Annotated in this window: 17 protein-coding genes and 4 tRNA genes; 2 read left to right on the top strand and 19 right to left on the bottom strand. The window is 57.8% G+C overall.

The features are described from left to right. Nucleotides 1–239: 239 nt before the first annotated feature. From HYZ49_14330 to HYZ49_14260, 15 genes are all read right to left on the bottom strand, one after another. On the bottom strand, nucleotides 240–1,277 hold the full coding sequence (locus HYZ49_14330) for a hypothetical protein (protein ID MBI3243458.1): 1,038 nt from the start codon (nucleotides 1,275–1,277) through the stop codon (nucleotides 240–242). Between the two features lie 42 nt (nucleotides 1,278–1,319). Continuing rightward, nucleotides 1,320–2,294 (bottom strand): CRISPR-associated endoribonuclease Cas6, encoded by a 975-nt coding sequence (locus tag HYZ49_14325; protein ID MBI3243457.1) that lies wholly within the window; start codon nucleotides 2,292–2,294, stop codon nucleotides 1,320–1,322. Next, the gene (locus HYZ49_14320; GenBank protein MBI3243456.1) at nucleotides 2,284–2,523 is read right to left on the bottom strand and encodes a hypothetical protein; all 240 of its coding nucleotides are present in this window, start codon (nucleotides 2,521–2,523) and stop codon (nucleotides 2,284–2,286) included. Before HYZ49_14320 ends, HYZ49_14325 begins: the two co-directional genes overlap by 11 nt. Before the next feature lie 2 nt (nucleotides 2,524–2,525). Beyond that, nucleotides 2,526–2,909, bottom strand: coding sequence for a hypothetical protein (locus HYZ49_14315; protein ID MBI3243455.1), 384 nt, complete (start codon nucleotides 2,907–2,909; stop codon nucleotides 2,526–2,528). Continuing rightward, the gene (locus HYZ49_14310) at nucleotides 2,906–3,763 is read right to left on the bottom strand and encodes a DUF1887 family protein (protein ID MBI3243454.1); all 858 of its coding nucleotides are present in this window, start codon (nucleotides 3,761–3,763) and stop codon (nucleotides 2,906–2,908) included. Before HYZ49_14310 ends, HYZ49_14315 begins: the two co-directional genes overlap by 4 nt. Next, on the bottom strand, nucleotides 3,760–5,208 hold the full coding sequence (locus tag HYZ49_14305) for a TIGR02710 family CRISPR-associated protein (GenBank protein MBI3243453.1): 1,449 nt from the start codon (nucleotides 5,206–5,208) through the stop codon (nucleotides 3,760–3,762). Before HYZ49_14305 ends, HYZ49_14310 begins: the two co-directional genes overlap by 4 nt. A gap of 18 nt (nucleotides 5,209–5,226) precedes the next feature. Continuing rightward, nucleotides 5,227–6,798, bottom strand: coding sequence for a type III-A CRISPR-associated RAMP protein Csm5 (csm5, locus tag HYZ49_14300; protein MBI3243452.1), 1,572 nt, complete (start codon nucleotides 6,796–6,798; stop codon nucleotides 5,227–5,229). 123 nt (nucleotides 6,799–6,921) lie between these two features. Then, a complete protein-coding gene (locus HYZ49_14295; GenBank protein MBI3243451.1) occupies nucleotides 6,922–7,581 on the bottom strand; it encodes a hypothetical protein in 660 nt (219 codons plus the stop codon). Between the two features lie 8 nt (nucleotides 7,582–7,589). Next, complete coding sequence (gene csm3 / locus HYZ49_14290) at nucleotides 7,590–8,423, bottom strand: type III-A CRISPR-associated RAMP protein Csm3 (protein MBI3243450.1); 834 nt, start codon at nucleotides 8,421–8,423, stop codon at nucleotides 7,590–7,592. An 18-nt stretch (nucleotides 8,424–8,441) separates the two neighbouring features. After that, on the bottom strand, nucleotides 8,442–8,912 hold the full coding sequence (gene csm2 / locus HYZ49_14285; protein MBI3243449.1) for a type III-A CRISPR-associated protein Csm2: 471 nt from the start codon (nucleotides 8,910–8,912) through the stop codon (nucleotides 8,442–8,444). A 3-nt stretch (nucleotides 8,913–8,915) separates the two neighbouring features. After that, entirely contained in the window at nucleotides 8,916–11,255 is a 2,340-nt protein-coding gene (gene cas10, locus HYZ49_14280) for a type III-A CRISPR-associated protein Cas10/Csm1 (protein ID MBI3243448.1), read from the bottom strand. Nucleotides 11,256–11,419: 164 nt separating this feature from the next. Further along, nucleotides 11,420–12,283 (bottom strand): hypothetical protein, encoded by an 864-nt coding sequence (locus HYZ49_14275; GenBank protein MBI3243447.1) that lies wholly within the window; start codon nucleotides 12,281–12,283, stop codon nucleotides 11,420–11,422. A gap of 299 nt (nucleotides 12,284–12,582) precedes the next feature. Continuing rightward, a tRNA-Cys gene (locus HYZ49_14270) sits at nucleotides 12,583–12,654 on the bottom strand. An 82-nt stretch (nucleotides 12,655–12,736) separates the two neighbouring features. Further along, nucleotides 12,737–12,809 (bottom strand) — tRNA-Gly (locus tag HYZ49_14265). Nucleotides 12,810–12,844: 35 nt separating this feature from the next. After that, nucleotides 12,845–12,917: transfer RNA gene (locus tag HYZ49_14260), tRNA-Phe, on the bottom strand. A 112-nt stretch (nucleotides 12,918–13,029) separates the two neighbouring features. On the opposite strand from HYZ49_14260, the gene HYZ49_14255 reads away from it, so the two are divergent. Together HYZ49_14255 and HYZ49_14250 are read left to right on the top strand one after the other, a co-directional pair. After that, a tRNA-Sec gene (locus HYZ49_14255) sits at nucleotides 13,030–13,121 on the top strand. 91 nt (nucleotides 13,122–13,212) lie between these two features. Continuing rightward, nucleotides 13,213–14,433, top strand: coding sequence for a site-2 protease family protein (locus HYZ49_14250; protein MBI3243446.1), 1,221 nt, complete (start codon nucleotides 13,213–13,215; stop codon nucleotides 14,431–14,433). Nucleotides 14,434–14,469: 36 nt separating this feature from the next. On the opposite strand, the gene HYZ49_14245 is transcribed toward HYZ49_14250, so the two are convergent. The 4 genes from HYZ49_14245 to HYZ49_14230 all read right to left on the bottom strand — a co-directional run bounded on the left by HYZ49_14245 (nucleotide 14,470) and on the right by HYZ49_14230 (nucleotide 19,312). Further along, the gene (locus tag HYZ49_14245) at nucleotides 14,470–14,844 is read right to left on the bottom strand and encodes a response regulator (protein MBI3243445.1); all 375 of its coding nucleotides are present in this window, start codon (nucleotides 14,842–14,844) and stop codon (nucleotides 14,470–14,472) included. A gap of 7 nt (nucleotides 14,845–14,851) precedes the next feature. Next, nucleotides 14,852–16,852 carry a molybdopterin biosynthesis protein gene (locus HYZ49_14240; protein ID MBI3243444.1) on the bottom strand — a complete coding sequence of 667 codons (2,001 nt, stop codon included), beginning with the start codon at nucleotides 16,850–16,852 and terminating at the stop codon, nucleotides 14,852–14,854. Between the two features lie 99 nt (nucleotides 16,853–16,951). Further along, nucleotides 16,952–17,911, bottom strand: coding sequence for an ABC transporter permease (locus HYZ49_14235; protein MBI3243443.1), 960 nt, complete (start codon nucleotides 17,909–17,911; stop codon nucleotides 16,952–16,954). A gap of 93 nt (nucleotides 17,912–18,004) precedes the next feature. After that, nucleotides 18,005–19,312, bottom strand: a complete 1,308-nt coding sequence (locus HYZ49_14230; GenBank protein ID MBI3243442.1) for an ABC transporter permease — start codon at nucleotides 19,310–19,312, stop codon at nucleotides 18,005–18,007. Nucleotides 19,313–19,482: the final 170 nt, after the last annotated feature.

Here is a 19,482-nt window from a genome sequence, read left to right as displayed (position 1 = left end):
GGAACGTCTCCAAGTATCTCGCGCCTCTGCCATCATTATTGGAAACGATCTTGTCGTGCTTGCGTTTGTCGCCTGCGATCTACACTTCGTTGGCTGATAATTCGGTTTTGACAACTTAAATTTGCTCGAAACGAGAGTATAAAGTAGACATCTTTCAATTCGATTTTATCTGCGAAAATCAGCGTTGTATCAGCGTTTATCTGCGTTCTGAAAGACTGTCCTGAGCAGTTACGCCGTTTCTAATAAAAGTCCGGCAGGTAGCTGTGCAAAATTTTCACCGTCGGGCCTTTCACCCGGATGCGCTTCTGCTCGTGGATGTAGGAATACTCGTCGCCCTTGAACGTCACCCCCAAAAAGGTGAAGCCGTCGTCAAAGGAGGCTACCCTCGTCTTGGCCTCGTTCAACTGCAAACCCAGCCCGTCCAGCGCATACTCGGTTTCCTCCCAGGCCGTCAGCGCCCGGCCCTCGGTTTCGGCCAGCACCACAAAATCGTCGGCGTAGCGGGCCAGAATCCAACCGGCCCGCGTCAGCGCCGCGTCCAGTTCGTGCAAAACCAGGTTGCACCATAGCGGCGACAGCACCGCCCCCAGCGGCACGCCGCGCGGCGGATGGCCGCTTCGCGTGGCTGAGGGCTGATGGTCGCCATCATCACTGCTTGAGATTTGGCGTTTGGGATTTTGGGTCTTGGGGTTTTGGACTTTGGGGTTTTGGGCCTTCCCCGTTTCCAGCCACAACGCATTCAACCTCAGCAGGCCCGCGTCCTTCACCTCCTGCCGCATCAACTCCATAATCAATTGATGATCCAGACTCTCGAAGCACTGGCGAATATCGGCGTCCAACACCCAGCGCTGGCCGCGCTCGCGTTGCCGCACCACGGTCGTCACCGCGTGGGCCACCGACCGGTTGGGCCGGTAGCCAAAACTGCAATTCAAGAACCGGCGCTCGAACAACGGCTCCAGCGCATTCAGCGTTGCCCTCTGCAGAACCCGGTCGGTCACCGTCAGAATCGAAAGCTCGCGAAACCCGCCGTCGTTCTTCAGCACCGTAAAACGGCGTGGGCGGCTGGGGCAATAGGTGTTCGACTTCACCTGCTGGCGCAAGCGGTGCAGGTTCGTCTCCCAATTGCGCCCCCAGCGGGCCACGCTCACCTCGTCCACGCCGGGGGCGCCCTTGTTAGACTCCACCTGCCGCCAGGCAACCTGCAAATTCTTCCACTCCAAAACTTTATCTATTGTCGGCAAAACCTGATATTCAGTTGTTAAAGTGCGTTGAACCATAACCCCCAATCTCCAATTCTCTAATCCTCCAACCTCTAACCTCTAACTTCCAACCTCCAACCTCCGGCACTGCCCCAACCCCATCGTCGTCCCCGCCCCAATTCCGGCGAAGAGGGCAAAGTCGGCTAGCAGGTTCATCACGCTCAACCAGTAACGGTCGCGATTGATAGCCGTGTAATAGGCAACGCCCACCGCCCCCATCCGCAGGCCGCCTTCTTTGGTGGGCACGGGCCGCGTCTGCAGCTTGTAGCCGGAAAGGGCCAGACATTCCTCGGCAAAACGTCTGGCCTCCGGCGGCAGGGCCACTGGGGCAAAGGCGTTCCATTTCTCCAGCAAACTGCCGAAGACCCAGGCCGGAAGCGGAACCGGCACGTGCTTCTCCTGCGACTTGAAGGTGGTGGGACTGGCAAACTGAAGGGCCAGGCGATGCCCTGGCTGGGCGCGCCCCAGCAACCACGGGGCCGAAAGCGACTCATACGTGGCCGCCGCCGGCCATCGGGATTTTGAATTTTCAATTTTCGACTTCGGATCGTCCAATTGCGATCCGCCATTCAAACCCTGCAACCCTGAATCCACCGCCTCGACGACGAACTCGCTCTCCGTCAGCCGGATGGCGCTCCCCACCGCCAACTGTCCACTGCTCACCGCCCACCGGATCGCCTGCGCCACCGGCCCCGTCATCGCCGTGAACCTCAGGCTATACTTCCGCCCCGCCTCCAGGCTCTGCCCTGAGCGCGCCGAAGGGCCCTGTCCTGAGCGCGCCGAAGGGCCGCGCTTCGGCGAGTAGCCGATCAAATCCGAAACCGTAAACGGCCTCAACCCCGACCCGGCGTGAAGGCTCTCGGCCAGCGCCGGGTCGTGCTCGCGCACCGCATCCAGCAGCACCGCGTGCGCCGCCCGGCCATATCCGTTCTCCCCTCCCCTGATTTGGCGCTCTTCCAAAACGGGGGAGGGGTTGGGGGTGAGGGCCGGGGTCACCGTCAACACCACACTCAACAACTCCGGCTCAATCGTCATCGTCGTCCTCTTCCCAATCATCCCGCTCGTCACCCGCCTCCCACTCCTCGGCCTCGTCTTCCTCGAACGGCTCGCCCAGCAGTTCGGCTTCCTCTTTGGTCAACGGCTCGCCGCGCTCCAACTTGCGCCGGGCGCGCAGAACCGCCATCATCGCCGAATCGCCGATCCAATCGTCCAGCCAGTCGGCGTCCCCGTCCAGATCCACGTCGCCCCAAAAATTCTCGCCCATCGCTAAAATCGCCTCGTTCTGGCCGCATCGCGCGCGGACTGCAAATTCAACACCTCGGCCACCTCGTAACGCGGCGGCAGGGCGTCCTTCACCGGCCTCAACCGCGCCACCGGCGGAAAGTAGCCCATGCGCCCGTGAAGCTCGGCCAGCACCAGGGCAGTGATGAAATTGAGCGAAGGGGGATTGACCACGATGGAGGCCGTCTGCCATTCGTCGGGCGACAACTCAATCTGCGCCATCAGCGCCGCCAACTGTTGCTCGAACGGCTGTTGGTGGTCGAACTGGGCCGGGGCGGCGATGACGCGCTCCACCGTCTGGCCGGTCAGCCTGCTAATCGCCTCAAGCTGGTCGGGGGTGAGGGGGTGGGAGAAGTTGAGGAGGATCATTTCGGGCCTAGCACCTGCTCCAGCGCGCGCAACAGGCGCGAGCGGCTGGCCGCATCGAACATCATCCGTCCCGTGCGCCGCTCCACCTGCCCATTGGCCGTCACCGCGCGAATACGCCGCGCCTCGGCCAGCGCCGCCAATTGCGCCCCCAGCGGACGGCTGGTCACCAGAATCTTTCCGGTGTACGTGCCAAGATACGTCTGCCCGCCGGCCGTGTTCAACTGATCAATGCCGGCCCGACTGCCCTTCCAGGCCATCTTCGCTTCCATAATCGCCACCTGGTTCCCGCGCCGCAGAATAAAATCCAGCTCGAACCCCTCAAAGACCAGGTTGCGGCGGCACTCGTCCACCTGCTCCTTCAGCCAGGCGCCCAGCCCGGCCTCCTGCGGGTTTTGCGGGCCATGCTCGGCCGGCGCCCGTAGTCCGTGAACGCGCAAATAATCGTCAATGTCAATCAGCGGCGGCAAAATCGTCTTATCAACCAGGCGGGGCGACTCGCCCCCGGCAAAAGCGTAACGGTACAGGAGGCTTTGCTTCTTCTCGCTCTCCAAATACACCACAGCCGCCCCATGAGCGCGCGCCGCTTCGTAGGCCGCCAGCGCCATCGGCTTGGTGCCGCCCGTCAAATTAATCACCGCTTCGCCCGCCATGAGCGCCCTGATTTGCGCCAGAGCCGCCACAAAATCGTAAGCGTCAACGCGTTTCAACTCCGCCCCGGCCATCATCATCGCCAGGTTGCCGGCCACGCGCTCGGTGGTGGTGGTGTAAAGCAGAATCGTCCGCGCCGGCTTCAAGGCCCGCGAGACGAGGAGAGAAGGCAGGGGTTGTTCGCCGACGAGGGAGAGGAGGATCATAAGGCCTCGATAAACTCACAGTTGTTCCAATCATCAGCGTAGTCGTGCGCAAGCGCCCTGAATTCTCCGAGCAAATCCAATGCCAATGATTTGAAATCTTCATAATCTGTTTGCGATAAAGGCACAAAGCCGTGGGCAAACACTCCCTTGTTTCGGGCGTTCACTTTGCTGCGGATTTTGCCAAAATGAACCTTTTGCGCGAATTCATCGCCCAAAGCCTGCAAAAAGGCGTAGCCTTTAGTCAAATCCACTTCATCCGGCAGGACCTCCGGCAACTTGGTCTTTCCTTTTTTGTCATCGGTTTTAAAGGCTTTTTGATACCGCTCGAGCAATTCAGCCGATGCGCCGCCGGCAACTTGGGTGTAATCAATTTGCCCGCTCCGCAGATTATAGGAACTCAATCGTTGCTGGCTTAGAAATTCAATTGTTCGGTACCACAACAAAGCCGCCACATCACGCTTGCCTCGTTGCTCCTGACGCAGTGCCGTTGCCCGTAACGAACCAAGCATTGGCTGAAAGAATTTAGGGGTTCGCAAAGCATCCAATTCCGACTCGCTCTTGGCCAGTAATGCCTGAGCCTGTTTAAGCCGCTCCAGCACATCAAGTTGTTGACGCAATGACGATATAGCAAATGCCAACGGCGTATCTGTATCACGGCGAGCAAACTTTTCAACCGCTCCAATCACCTGCGATAACCGTTCATGGGCCGATGTTATATCCCAGTCATCCCAGGCGGCATAAGCCTCGCACAACATTGCTCGCGCAGTATATTGTTCTGGCGTTGATGAACGCGCCGCGAGTTCACCCAACAATCGCTTCGCACCGGCAAAATCCAACTCATGGAACAGGGCCTTAGCTCGCTCAAGTTCCAAATCCCCAAACACATCATAAGGATTGCTTAGGATGGCTAATCGCTCGCTGCCCGGCGATGGTTTGCGGAACTCCTGCAAAAAATCCGAATCCATATAAAAGAGCCGCGCTCCAATCAACGCTCCAGCCAAAGCGCACCCGCCGACCATTGATTTTTTGCCGCCGCTGACATCCACAGCGATTCGATCCGGCCTGCCCCAGTGCGTATAAATTGCTTTGACCTTCTGGTAGATATCCGGGACGTTCGTCTCATCCACTTCATCTTTGTCAACCTGACTCAGCCGCAAACCTGTTTCCTGGAAGATACGATCCAGATAGCGTTCCGAAGCCCGGGTGTAAAGCAGGTAGACTTTTTCCGGTCGCAAAATCAGGATAGAGAGAATGAGCGGCTCGGGTGATAAGCCCACTGGTAATATCAAATGCGTATACGGAACAGGCAATTCGGCCTGTTCACGCGCCACCACCACCTGCTTGATCGCCGGAAATACGGCCTCGTCATAAAAGCTATTGCGTTCATTACGATCCTGGATCGCCAGCCATTGCTCGGTCAGAACTTTTAGATCAACTTCAACCATATGTACCTCGATACATTTTCATCCTCTCCGGCACTTCACCCGCCAGCATCCACTCTTTTCTTGCTCCAGTCCAATCACTTCACACACCACCGAATCGCCCTCCTTGAACTTCTTGCTGGAGTCGTTGTCTTCAGCGGCGATGCTGGCATAGGCGACCGTATCATCCAGCCCCGGAATTAACAATTGCAACGCGCGCCCTTGAGCGTCGAACACTTCGCCCTTGAAGCGGTCACCCACCTTTGGAACTTCGGCGAAGGTGGGGATGAGGGGGCGGGCGGCGGGTTTTGGAACTGACGGCTTCGATTTCGGCGGTTCGGGCCGAACAGGCAGGGCGGGTTTTGTCGAGATCGAGTCCGGGGTCGGTTCAACCGGCGAAGGTGCTGGCTCTACTGTTGGCGGCACAAGCGATTGCTTGATCGCAACAGACTGATCGGCCAGCGGCTTGAACGCCGCTTTAGCCTTGCGGCTCAATGCGACCCACTCTGGCGAAGGCTGGCCCGCTGGCGCAAACACCAGGAGCATCCAGCCCAATGGCAGGCCGGGCCGGTCGTCGCCCACCGAGGATGGAATTGCCCGCAAGCTGCGGCTTTTGGGAAACGATTTGCTCAAATCCGGCTCCCAGTCCCGCCCTGCTTTTTGCGGCTTCCCTAATTTGTATTTTTGTCGGGCGCGATCCTGCAATTCTTTGGTTAACACCCCGCCTACCGTCATCCCGGTCCAACCCGCTCCCCATCCCAGTTGAATCACTGCCGCGCTCTTTCCTTTCAGCGCCTCAGCCGTCGCCATCAGTCGCTTATAAAAAATTGCCGCCTCTTCAAAACCTTTGGCGCTGGTGGTCGCCAATTCTTCCTCAATCCGTTGGCGGCTGGTCTGCTGAAGTATCTCGATCAAATTCGTCAACCACAATTGCCGATCTTCCCAATCCAGCTCGGGCGCATACTTCAATGCTAGCTCGTCAATCGTAATCTCGGTTTGAAAAGTCGTGCCTTTTCGCACTGCTTCCACTTCTACTGGTATGCTTGGCTCGCCGCCGGTGAACACTCGCGCTGAGCACAACTCCAACGCTGAAGGCGTAGTAGGCAGAGCGCCGCTATCGGCAACCTGCAAGGCGCGTAATAGATCATAGTTAGAATTGCGCCCAAAAGCGTCATGCTCCCATTGCTGTGCCGCCCATTCCGAGCGCGGCCCCAACTGCTCTCCTTGTGGTTTGAATTCTCCCGACCGGATCGCATACGCCATGATCGCCGTGCGTAATGCTCCTTTCAGAGACGAGCCGGGCAAATAGCATCGTCCGTGAGCATCCTTTATTTGTTCGTGCACACGCTCAATCGTCGTACTGCCGTGCAGAGTGTAGCGCACAAACGGCGAGCCTTCACGCCAGTTCTCCGAACTCAGCAACGCCCCGGCCGGTTTGTTCAACTGCGCTGTCGCCCCGTTGCGTTCCAACTCATCGGCGTACACCGCCTCCTGATCAAGCACATACGTCATCCGGTCGCTGGGCCTGGAGACGTAATCGAACTTTGCCAGCAGGTCCGTGCCTGTGCCAATGTGCAGAGGGGTGAGAGTCTCCACTGTTACCTTGTATTTCATACCGCCTCCACCAATTTCCCTGCCGGAGTGAGAAAGGCCAACCCACTGCGATAAACTGGCCGCTTACGTATAGGTATATTTGATTCATATTCGATTTAAAATGAAATAATGGATTATATGAAATTAATTAAAATTAAGAAGGGTCATATTGGGTAAATTTGCTTTTAAACCAAACGCCTCGCGCACATCATTGGCTTGCCCGCGTACGGCAAACCATAATCCGCAGTCCGGGCTGAAAGTCACCCGCCCGGTGTGAAACAGGTTCGAAGCATTGCTGGCGCGATCCACCGTCACGTGCGGCACGACCTGGAACCGCCACAGGCTTGAACCGCCTTCGTCATCTTCGGCTAGCAAATGTTTTATTGCTTCTCGTTCTTTCACAGTCAACCAGACTGTTCGCCCATGCAGAAAATTTGCCTCGGCGGTTTCCAGAGCCTGCCCTTGCCGTAGCAAATCCAGCGCGCCTGCCGACAGCCAGCGAATCTTCTTGACGGTCTTTCCGGCTACACCGCTGTCCAACACAGCCTGCGGCAGGCGTTGCGGCGCGGGATAAAAGCGCACACTGCCCGCGTGCGGAAACGCCGAAGTGAGGAGAAACGGCGGCGGCCCGGCCTCGAATCCGGCTAAACGGCTGGCCATGTCAACTCCCGTTTGCGTCCACGCTGTTACCAGCATCGCAAACAAGCTATCGGATGGAATCCAGTCCAGCGCGGCCTCGCGGTTGATGCCCACAAACTCGCCCTGATGCAGTGGGCCGCGCAGAGTCAAATGAAAGATTGGCATACGGCCTCCTACGCCAAGGCCAGCATGTCTGTCACCCAGTTGAGCAGTTCAGCTTGCCTGCTTATTAGCTCGGTCAGGGCCAGGCCGCTGAAACGCGCGTCGGTCACGGTTTCATATGTCTCGCCGCGCCGGATTTCCACACGCAAAGCGCGGAACGCCACCTTGCCGCTGCCGCGCGAGCCATGCCCGCCCAGGTAGTCATCTTCTACCAATTGCAACCCCCTCAGCACATTACCGAACAGGGCAGCATCCTCTTTGAGGAATGCGCTGAACACCAACTCCATCGGCCCGAAGATCGCGCCCGCCGGAACACGCTCAATCTGTCTCGGCGTCGCCGCGCTCGTCACCCGGTCAATAGCCGCCTCCCATTTCACTTCGGTGAAGGGGAGATCGGTTTTGGCTTTGAGAAGTTCATCACGCGATGATTTGGTCAAAGGGACATCACGCACCAGCAAACGATTTGGGGCTGGAATATCAAACCCGACTTCGCCAGGCAGGCCGAAGATGGGGTTGACCCAATAACTCTGATATTGTTCCATCCCAACACGCTTATAGTCTGCCTCAGATTTGTAGTCGCGCTTATCGCCGCCTGCAACATGTATGGCCACATCTTTCCCGATGTTTTTGTTCTGTGGCGCGCCAGTCAGCTTCTCGCTCAACGAGCGCATCTTGCCCTTAAGTGATGAGCCCGGGATGTAGGGCTGGTTGGTGCGAGCGTCGCGGATGACGGGCAAATCCACGTTGCCAATCGCTAACGCACCGGGGCTGCCGCCGATGTGCAAACCGGTTTTGGCTTCAATCTCGCCGCTGATAATCACCCGGCCTAACAGTTTTACAGTCATGAGAATCTCTCCTTTGGCTTACTTGCCGCCGTGCTTCTTGTGATACGCTACAATGGCTTCAAACAATTCTGCGAACCGCTCAAATCGCTCTTGGTTGGGCTGGCCGGTGTCGCTCAACAACTTCAGCGCAGGCTCCAATACCACCTGCAGTGTTTCCATGCCCGCCGAGCCGCCCCCCTTCGACTTCTTTTCGCGTTCGGCGAAATAAGCCAGCTTGGGGCGCAACAAGACTGCTTCCCGATAAGATTTTTCCGGGGCTGTCGGCCAGCGCATTTGGATCTGACGCACTGTGCCAAACACATTGCGTATCTGGCTGGTAGTGAGTTTTTGAACAGCCAACGCCTCGCCCGCCCGTTCAGCCAACTTCACCAATAACTCTACGTCGCCGTTGACGATGATTTTTTTGATTTCATCGTCACTCGGTTTTTGAAATTGAGGCGCAGGCGGATTGTTGCCGCCCCTCTGGCTTCCTCTGTTGTATTGTGTCATCGCTTATCCTCCTCGTGTAAGATATTGTGCCCAGCGAGCGGCCAGCCCGATGGTTTCGATGTCTGCGCCAGGAGACAAATATTTCTGTTGCAATTCCCGGATATGTTCCCTGGTGTCATTGTCCTTAATCTGTTGTGTCAAGCGGGTGAGTTGATACGCCGCCATCCACATCCACGGGCCGTACATGGGTTTGGGTTTTCCATTTTTGCGCGCTTGCAGAGCCAATAATGTTTGCAGAGCGGAGTGAGGCAGATGTTTAGCTTTAATGTTGTCCATCAAACGGTAGGCGCGTTCCTGCGTCGCTTGCAGTTCGCTCCACTTCAGCGGATGATCCAAAAATGTGAAAGCATCTTTGCCGTCTACGCTTTTGGCCGCGTCTTCAGCGTCGCCCGCCTGTTGCGCCGCCTGATACAACGGATAGCCTGCATCCACCATCGTCATTCCGCCAGAGAGCGTCAGGTGCGGGTTGCCCGCCGCATACTCGCCAAACGACTGGCGAATGCGTCGCGCAAACTCCGGCAAAACATCCCATGCGCCCACCACAAACACATCATCCCCGCCAGAGTATTGAATGTAGAGATACTGCTTCAAATCCCGTCCGGCCAATTGAGGTAACCAACCTTCAAAGAACAGCCGGATAGCAAACGACAGGCTGGCCTTGTCGCCAAAACCCGATTTGAACAGATTGCCCAAGTTGTCCACGTCCAACCGCAATACGCCCCAACGCTCGAATCCGCCATTCTTTGGCTGGGCCAATTCGTCAAAGGTCAGCGGGTTGCCGTCCGTATCCAGCGGTGTCAGCCGCGCAAATGGGCGATAACTGATGACTTGCGCCGGGCCGAGCGGCTTCAACCACTCGCGCTCTTCCGGCTCTGGAGTAGCATCCAGCCGCCACACCCGCACAAATTCGCCGCTGTCCACCGACATTCTTTGCGCCACATCCGATCTCACTACAACTTGCGCTTCCATTCCAAATACTCTCAAGGCTTGTTGCCAGTCCGTAGCACGGGTTGGCGCTTGTCTGGGAACAGGCGCGAAAGCAATGTGCGAGGCCCCGGGCAGTAGCTTCCCCAAATCTTCCAACGACAAGACAAACTTGGATTTATACTCGCCGTCCTTGTCTTTCTTTACCGTGTTGCCGTCTTCACCCGTCACTTTGCAAAACCGGAGCGGGTCACCACCTTCGCTCATAGGCTCGCCTAGAGCAGTCATCAATTTTTCGGGCGAGGCCGCCGCAAATGGTTGGCGCTTGGCTTGATTGATTTTCTTTCCCAACCCGTCTCGTGCTTTGCCGAAATCTTCAAAATCGCTATAGGCCAATGGCCGCCACTTAACCGTCAATCCTAGCCCACCCTGATGCGCTTCCAACAAGCGGTCCACTAAATCGCGGACAATATTGGGCAATTGCTCTTTGGCTTTCATGGGCGCGAACAACTGGAAACCGCCGCCGCCCACGTACAGCAAATTTGTCAACGGCAAATCAAGTTCGCGCAACATCGCCATCGCCATCGCTTCCGAGATTAACTGCACGTAGAACGAGCGTGCCCGCAACGACTTGGCCGCGCCGTTTGATGCCAGCGTATAGATAAAAGCCTGCAACCCCGACAAATCGCCGCCAACCAGATAACATATCGGTTCTTGTGATTGCTTTGCGTTTTTACACCAGTCAATGCTCTGATCGTCGGCGGCTAAACACGCCGCAATCGCCGCCGTCGTCCGCAGATGGTCAAACAGCGACACATCAGGCTTGCTTTTCCAATACGCGGACGGCACACACCAGGTGAATTCCTGCAGAAGCGCGAACACGGTTTCGAGATATGCCGCCCGATCAGCAATAGCAATCAGGCTGCGTTTCTTGCATTCCCCGTCAAATTCCTGCCATAGGTCGGCGTATTCTTTCGCAGAAACCGCCTTCCAATTATTGTCGTCTATTGCTTGTGGAAAAAGACTGTCGCGATGCTCAGGATTCAATCGCTTGAGTGGCAAATACTGAACCGGGCCATTATAGGCGGCTAATTGACTAAAGACGGATTGCATTCGAGGGATGCGATTGTCCTCATCTTCTTCACGTTCGCTTGCTGAAAGATGATCGGCCAATTGAATCCAGACCTCACGCTGATTGCGAGGGCGGTGATGATAAGCAATGCCGCTCAAATCTTCTCGCCAATCTTTAGGCACAAAAGCCGTCATGAAATCATACGAAGCCAGCGCATGAACATAGCCATAGTCCCGTCTTGCCTCAGCGTTCCCGGTCTCACTTATTCCCACGCCTGCTCTCTGGCTAAACTTGCCAATATCATGCAACAACCCCGCCAACGCCGCACTCAACACCTTTTCATCCATTTAGCCTCCTTGGTTTTACCGGTACTTGCGTCAGTGTAATGGGTGACGCACCTCTTGTCATGCGTACTTTCCCCCAATTTCGAACAACACGTTGAACAAGATACCCTTTTTCTGCCCTAAAGGGAATAGGCGGGCGTCGCCAAGTCATAGACATTTGTACTGAATCATGGTTTGAGGGCATAGTACAAATGAAGCAATGCCACCAATTGTGTCCGATTCACACTTGGCAACCCCCAGCGAGCACGGGCCAGCATATAAACATCCCTCAAATGGTGTTCCACCGTGCGCGCTGAGAGCGACAACCGCTCGGCAATTTCAATATCACTCAATCCCTCCCGAACCAGCAGTTCCACCACAGGCCGTTGGGCGGGTGACAGCGACCCCAGCACAAATGTCCGGGCTAACTCCAGCGACTCTTGCAAGCGCAGACCGCGCTGGCGCTCAACCGCCGCAAACGGATCGTCAATTTCGCTCAGGTCGGTCAGCACCGGCGAGACGGCGCTCCAGAGGATCACCGGGATTTCTACCAGGGTTGGCACTTCGCCCGGCCCGGCGTGCATCCGCTTCTCTTCCAGCAACTTGCCGTAGGAGACCAGGTGCCACAACTTGTCCCCTTCGTCGAACAGCATCTGGGCCACCGCCATGCCAAACACCGACATGGTCTTTCGCCCACCCGCCAGCGAGAAATGAACGCGCCGCCCGGCCAGTTTCTCTGCTCGGACGGCGCGATAGATGGCAGTAAAGGCGGCTTCGGCCCCCTCTGCCGAGTCGACATCAGTCAGCGGCCCAAGATAGGTTCGCAATTCAACAGTTGCGAACTTCAGGGCAGGCGGATAGTAGCCAGACGCAAATTCTGTTCGTAACCGGTCCAGCGCCCACTGAATTGGCCCGTCCGGGGCAGCGGTGTGAAGCACGACGACGTGAGTGATTGGCTCATCTTTGTTCAAGAGCAGGTCAAGTGACAGCGTGACGACCTGAGCCTCGCTCCCTAATGTGGCGATGAAGGTAGTAGGTGAAGGTTGGGCCAAGTTTCCCCCTTTTCTCTCGAAGTCCGGCAAGCGCAATATGCCCTCAAGTATCGCCGGCCATACACCATGACAAATTGGGAGTCTGGCCCGGCGGCGATTTGGTTGAGTCCGGCGATCTCGCGTTCGCGATTGATGAAGTCTGACATGTAGACTATTATAGTGTGATGGATATTCTCAGGAGCCGGGCAAGTTGGCTCTACAATCCGCCTCGTTGAGTCGCCGTTAAACCAAAAAGCGACCCAGTTCCTTTGAAATCTGGAAGGAACTGGGCCGCTTTCAGGTGCAGACCCTGAGTTGAGAGGCGACGGGCGGATTTGAACCGCCGAATGAGGGTTTTGCAGACCCTTGCCTTACCACTTGGCGACGTCGCCGTTGGGCTGATTGCTTATAACAAATCGCCTATCGCGTTGATGTTTATGCTTGGGGCGATAGGCGATAGGCTGTCTACAGCAGAGCGGGCTATGGGACTCGAACCCACGACCTTCTCCTTGGCAAGGAGGTGTTCTACCAACTGAACTAAGCCCGCGTAACTCGACTGCTAAAGCGCGCTGGCCGAGTGAGTGCCGAGACTCAGACTTGAACTGAGGACCCATGCATTTTCAGTGCATTGCTCTACCAACTGAGCTATCTCGGCCAGAATGACTGGCGGCATTTTAGCTGAAGGGCAACGGCTTGTCAAGGAAAGCGCGAGGCCGCTCTCATTCATTCAAAAAAAACGATATGCTACAATCACCAGCGTTCGTGTTGGGAGCGGTTGGCGTCCGGTGGCGTCCGCGGTCTTCAAAACCGTTGTCGGGCCGGTCAGGTCCGGGGTGGGTTCGACTCCCATCCGTTCCCGTTGCCTGCACCTGACAGGTCTTTCGAAGAATCTTGGGCTGAACAAGCGCAAGACAAGACCTGTCAGGTGTCCTTATAACATTGGAGACTTCATGGCTTACGAGTATGTATCGTCGCCCGATTTTACTGCGCCGCTTCGCGCAGTGGTGGCCGAGGTGATGGATGTGGCCGACGTGACCCTGGGCCGCAACCAGGAGTATGCCGTTCGCTTTCGCGGCCAACTCAGGATCGATTCAGTGGAAGCCTACGAAAGAGTGGCCGACGTGTTCCGCGCGCACGATTACACGCCGCTCTTTCGCATCGAAGACGGTCAGCACGTCATCAAGGCCCTCCCTGGCATCATCAACCCCCGCCCTTCCAACCCGTGGATCAACCTGATCCTGTTTGTGCTGACGGTCTTCAGCGCTTTCTATACCGGCTCGTTGTACAGCTACCACGGGCCGGAAACTGATCTGGGCCGGGTTCTGTTTCAAGCCTTGTTGCAAATTTACACCGGCTGGCCTTTCGCGCTGGGGATGCTTTCGATTTTGCTGGCGCATGAGTTCGGCCACTATATCGTGGCCCGGCTCAACGGGGCGCCCGTCACTTTGCCCTACTTCATCCCAATGCCTTACCCGATCAGTCCATTCGGCACTCTGGGCGCGGTGATTGCTATGAAGGCGCCCGTGCGGAACCGGCGAATCTTGTTGGATATCGGTATTGCCGGACCGCTGGCTGGCTTTGTTGTCGCCGTTCCGGTGCTCATCATTGGGCTGATGCGATCTCATATTGATCTGATCCCATCGTCCTTCCCGCCTGGGCAAGGGCTTAGCCTTGAAGGCAATTCAATTATCTATCTATTGACGAAAGCGTTGGTATTTGGCCGCTTATTGCCCACGCCTTACAGCTATGGAGCGGGTGGGCCGTTGCTCTATTGGTTGCGATATTTCTTTACCAGCACCCCGCCGCCTCTGGGCGGGGAAGACGTGTTGTTGGATCAGGTGGCCTGGGCCGGTTGGGCAGGGTTGCTGGTCACCGGCCTGAATTTGATCCCGGCCGGCCAACTGGATGGCGGCCACACTTTGTACGTTTTGCTTGGGAAACGGGTGGAAAAAATATTGCCGGTGATTCTGGTGGTGCTGGCCGGTTTGGGATTCTTCTGGCCGGGCTGGTGGTTGTGGGCGGCCCTCATTTACTTTCTCAACCGCCGCCACGCCGAACTATTGGATGAAATTACACAACTCGACACGCGCCGCAAGCTGTTGGCAATCGCGACTCTGATTCTATTTTTCCTCGTCATTACCCCTGTGCCGCTGACAGTTATGGGCGGTTAAAGAAGAAGCCCGGCGATCAACCGGGCTTCTTCTTTATTAGTTCTTCTCCAGCGCATCTTTCACCGCAACTTCGAGATGCTCGAAGCTCACAGGCTTGGCCAAAAAAATGTTGGCCCCGGCGGCCAGGGCCACTGCTTGTTGCTGCGTTTGCGCTTCCGACGAGATGACGATGATCGGCAGGTGGGCGGTGCGCGGGTCGCGGCGAATGTAACGCAGGACTTCAATGCCGCTCACGCCCGGCATGTTCACGTCGAGAGTCATAAAGTCTGGCAGGGTCGTCGCCAGTTTTTGGATGGCCTCTCGCGAGCCGAGGCAGATAATTGACTCAACGTCGAGCAGAGTCAGCATCTTGGCAACCGACTCAGCGGTGATGCGGTTGTCATCTACGACAAAAGCTTTCTTTTTAGGCATGTGCAGATTATAGCACCTCAGCCACAACCGTTCCCATGTTGCGTACGTCATACCCCGGCAACCGGCTCACCGCTTCACGGAAGGCCCCGTCTTGCAGAACATCGAGCAGTGGTTTAAGTAGAGATGATTCAAAGAACGCGCCGGGAATTGCCAGGTCGTAACGTTCTTTGAACAAAGGAATGAAATCCAGTTCAAGCGCGGTTGCGGCAGAGTGGATGCCCAGTCCGCAGTCGGCCACCCCTGAAGAGACGGCGGCCCCGACCGCCAGGTGCGTATATTCCTCACGCTCGTAGCCGCGAATCGATTCTGCTTTCAATCCAATTTTTTCGATCTCGAAATCCAACAGCACTCGTGTGCCTGCGCCGCGCTGGCGGTTGACAAAGGTGATGTCGTCGCGGGCGAGATCGGCGAGGGTGTGAATGTTTTTGGGATTGCCGCGCTGGGCGAGCAAACCTTGTTCGCGGCCCACGAGGGTGACGAGCGCGACCGGCATGTCGGGCAAATAACGTTTGACGTAGGTGAGGTTGTACTCGCCCGTTTCGGGGTCGAGCAGGTGCGTTCCGGCCAGGTGAGCTTCGCCGCGCCGCAAAGCGATCAAGCCGCCGAGACTGCCGACGTTTGCGGAGGCGAGCCTCATGCCGGGCGCGCGCTCGGCCAGAAACTGGCCGAGCAGATCGAGACAGAGATCGTGCGAGCCGATGGCGACGATGGTGTTTTCGATTTGGGCAGGCGCGCGATAGAGATGAACCGTCACTTGCTCGCCGGCCTGCAGGCCTTCGGAGAAGCGCGGGATTCGGACGATGCCATCGGCGCGGACGAGCGAGGTGATGACGCCCGCGCCGCGCGCGAGGGGCGTGGCGACGATTCGGTCGCCCACTTTGCCGACGGTGACTCGCATGTACTCGTCGTCGCCCATCGGCGAAGCGATTTTGCGGCTGAGGGTGGCCGGCATTTGGATCGGTTGGGCCGGGGCGCGGCCAAGCCAGCGCGAGAGGATAGGCTCGACGAAAATTTCACCGGTGATGGCGGCGGAGACGGGGTAGCCCGGCACGCCGATAATTGGGATTTTGGGATTTTGAGATTTTGGGTTTTCGGTTTTGGCTTGATCGATCATTCCCAGGATGACAGGGTGGCCGGGCCGGACGGCGACGCCGTGAACGAGCAGTGCGCCGAGCGTTTCGACGACGAGGGCGGAGAAGTCCTCGGAGCCGGCAGAGGAGCCGGCGTTGAGGAGAACGAGATCGTGGGTTTGCGCGGCCTCGCGCGCGGCGGCGCAGATTTTGTCGAAGTCGTCGGGGATGATGGGCCAGCGTGTGGCGAGGCCGCCCCATGTTTTCACCTGGGCGGCAAGGACGAGCGAGTTGTATTCGATGATGTCGCCGGGTTTGACCTCGGCCCCAGCCGGGACAAGCTCGGCGCCGGTGGGGATGACGGCGACACGCGGCTTGCGCCGGACGTTAACGTGGGTGTGGCCGCAACCGGCAATCGCGCCCAGATCAACCGGGCGCAGAGTGTGATTCGACGGCAGGACAAGTTCGGTGGCCACCATGTCTTCGCCCATCGCTCGAATGTGTGACCAGGGAGCGACGGAAGCGCGAATCTCAATTTTGGATTTTGGATTTTGGATTTGGGATTGCGTGTCTGGCGACTTCTCAAACACCTGGACGTTCTCAATCGGAATAACCGCGTCGGCCCAGGCGGGCAGGGGGTCGCCGGTGTCAACGTATTGGGCCTGGTCGGGCACGGCAAGCTGGAGCGGGGCGGTGTCGGTGGCGGCGTTTGTGCTTTGGGCGCGGACGGCCCAGCCATCCATCGCGCTGGCGTGATAGTGCGGGGCGGAGAGTTTGGCCCACACCGGTTCGGCAGTGACGCGGCCCAATGCTTCCCCAACCGGGACGGTTTCACCGGGGAAGGGCCGCCACTGGTTGGCGGCCTCCAGCGCCCCGATCAGCCGTGACCAGGCTTCTTCAAGTGGGATGTCTTCGAGATAGATTTTTCGTTTGTTCATTCCGTAGGTGATGGCGGAATTGTAGCAGAGGCAAAAGACCTCGCGGTCGCTTGCGCGAAAACCCGCGAGGTCTGAGGACAGTATGTTGGTGTTCAGGGATTACCGGTACCTCTGCATTTCCTCGGAGAGGCCATCGGCCAGCAGGTTGAGGCCGACGACGAGCATGGCCGTCGCCAGCGAGGCCCACAGCGCGTCCCAGGGGTGGCCGGCCTGAATGAACTTTCGCCCGGCGCTGACGATGCTGCCCCAGTCGGGCGAGGGCGGGGGCAGGCCCAGGCCCAAAAAGCCGAGTGTGCCGATGGCGAAGACGGCGTAGCCCACGCGCAACATGGCGTCAATAATGATCGGGCCGCGCGCGTTAGGCAGAATTTCGACGAACATGATGTACCAGGGGTTCTCGCCGCGAGTCTGGGCGGCGGCGATGTAATCGCGAGTCTTGATGTCGAGCGTCAAACTGCGAACCAGCCGGGCGATGCCGGGCGCGCCGGCCAGGGTGATGGCGATGACGACGTTGACGGCTGACGGGCCGAGGGCGGCGATGATGATGAGATAGAGCAGGATTTGCGGGAAGGCGATCATCGAGTCCAGAATGCGCATTACGATCTCGTCTACGATGCCGCCAAAGTAACCGGCGGCCAGCCCCAGAGTCGTGCCGACGATCAGGGCCAGCCCTACAGACAGCGGAGCCAGAGTCAAAATAATGCGCGCCCCGTGCGCCAGCCGCGCCCACAGGTCGCGGCCCAGGCGGTCGGTGCCCAGCCAGTGTTTGGCCGACGGCCCTTTCAGGTTCTCGCCCCGGAATTGCTCGAAGGGCGAATAACGCGCCAGCCACGGCGTCTCTTGGTAGTCGTCGGACGAACTCGGGTTGATCCAGCATGCAGGGTCAATGATGCAACTGTCGGCAAAGATGGCGACGATCACCCAAAAGCTCACCAGAAACAGCCCGACCAGGGCGATTTTCGAGCGGGTGAGGAGGCCCAGCCCTTCGCGAAGCCTTTGCCAGCGCGTGGGCCGCGCCGGGGCAAGGGGCGCTCTCAAACTTCCTTCAACAGTAGCCATAGCCTGCTCCTTCTTTCACCACGAAGCCCCAAAGACTCGAAGTACACAAAGAAAACTTGGTGTAACTTTGCGACTTCGTGTCTTGGTGGTCAATCACGCATAACGGATGCGAGGGTTGATGTAGGTATAAATAAAGTCGGCGAAGAGTTGGGTGCCGACGGCGATGAAGACCAGGAACATGGAGGCCGCCTCCACCGCGAACACGTCTTTGAAGAGGGCGGCGTCCAGCACGTAACTGCCGAGGCCGGGGTAGCCAAAGATGGTCTCCACCACCACGATGCCGCCCATCAGCCAGTTGACGTGCAGGATGATGATGGTGATCGGGGCCATGAGGGCGTTGCGCAGGGCGTGCTTGAAGACGACGCGGAAGCGCGGCAGGCCTTTGAGCACGGCGGTGCGGATGTAGTTCGTCCGCATCACTTCCACCATGCTGGCGCGGGTGATACGCAAAACGTAGCCTAACTCGACCAGGGTCAGAGTCAGCACGGGCAGGGCCAGCATGAGGGGGTTTTCAAAAATGGCGTTTTCACTGGAGACGACGACTGCCCCCGGCAACAACTTCAACCACGTTGAAAAAATCAATATCAAAAAAACGCCGCTGGCAAATTCCGGGGTGGCCGTCGTTACCAACCCGCCCACCGACAACAGCCGGTCAATGAACTTGCCCTCGTTCAAGCCGGCAATCAGCCCCAACACCAGCGAGATGGGCATGATGAAGGCGAAGGCAATGCCGGCCAGGATGCCGGTGTTGGTGGCGCGGCGAATCAACGTTTCGGCCACCGGGCGGCGGGTGAGAAACGAGACGCCGGGGTCGCCGCGCAGGAGGCCGCGTTGCAGAGGAATGTACTGGCGTGGCGCGCCGGGCGTGTTGGCCCAGGCCGCCGTGGTCAGCGTCCACTCTTGCAGGTTCTCGCCCTTCACCCACATGGCGGCATGGCCTTCTTTATCCAGGCCCCAGAAGACAAGGATGCCGTCTTCGTTGGGCTTCCACACGTCGGCTGGCAGGGCCACGTCGCGGGTGGAACCATCCGGTTGCAATTCGGAACGATACATCGTCTCGGCGTCCACGGTGAAATTTTGGAAGAACACGCCATTGTCACCTTCAGCCCACCAGCTGTAACGATCGTTGGAGGCATCATAAATGCGATGCACCGGGTAGCCGACGAGGCTCCCGGCCTGCCAGTCGCTTCCCACCATCCAGCGAGTATATCGAGTCAGGGCCGGCTGGTCGAGGCCGTTCTGGGCGTTGAAAGAAGCTTCCTGTTCCGGAGTGATAGTGTTGCCCAGGGTGTTGATGGCGATGTTGCCCGGGGCCAACTCGGAGACGGCAAAGATGACAACTGAAACAATAAGCAGAGTGAGGATCAAAAAGAGGATGCGCCGGATCAGGAATTTGTACATGGATGGCCGCCTTTTGCTAAACGAGCCGACTCTTGTGGTCGGGCCGGGTGCAGGATCGCCGGGCCTGCTCAACCGGGAACGATGGGTTGCGGCGGCAGCGCCCAAAGCGTGCCGCCGCAACTTTACAAACAGAGTATCCGACTATCGAGACCGACGCGGTTTTCGCGTAG

The organism is Chloroflexota bacterium (genome assembly GCA_016197225.1).
In the GTDB taxonomy this organism is placed as follows: domain Bacteria; phylum Chloroflexota; class Anaerolineae; order Anaerolineales; family VGOW01; genus VGOW01.
This window is presented reverse-complemented; position numbering and strand designations above follow the sequence as displayed.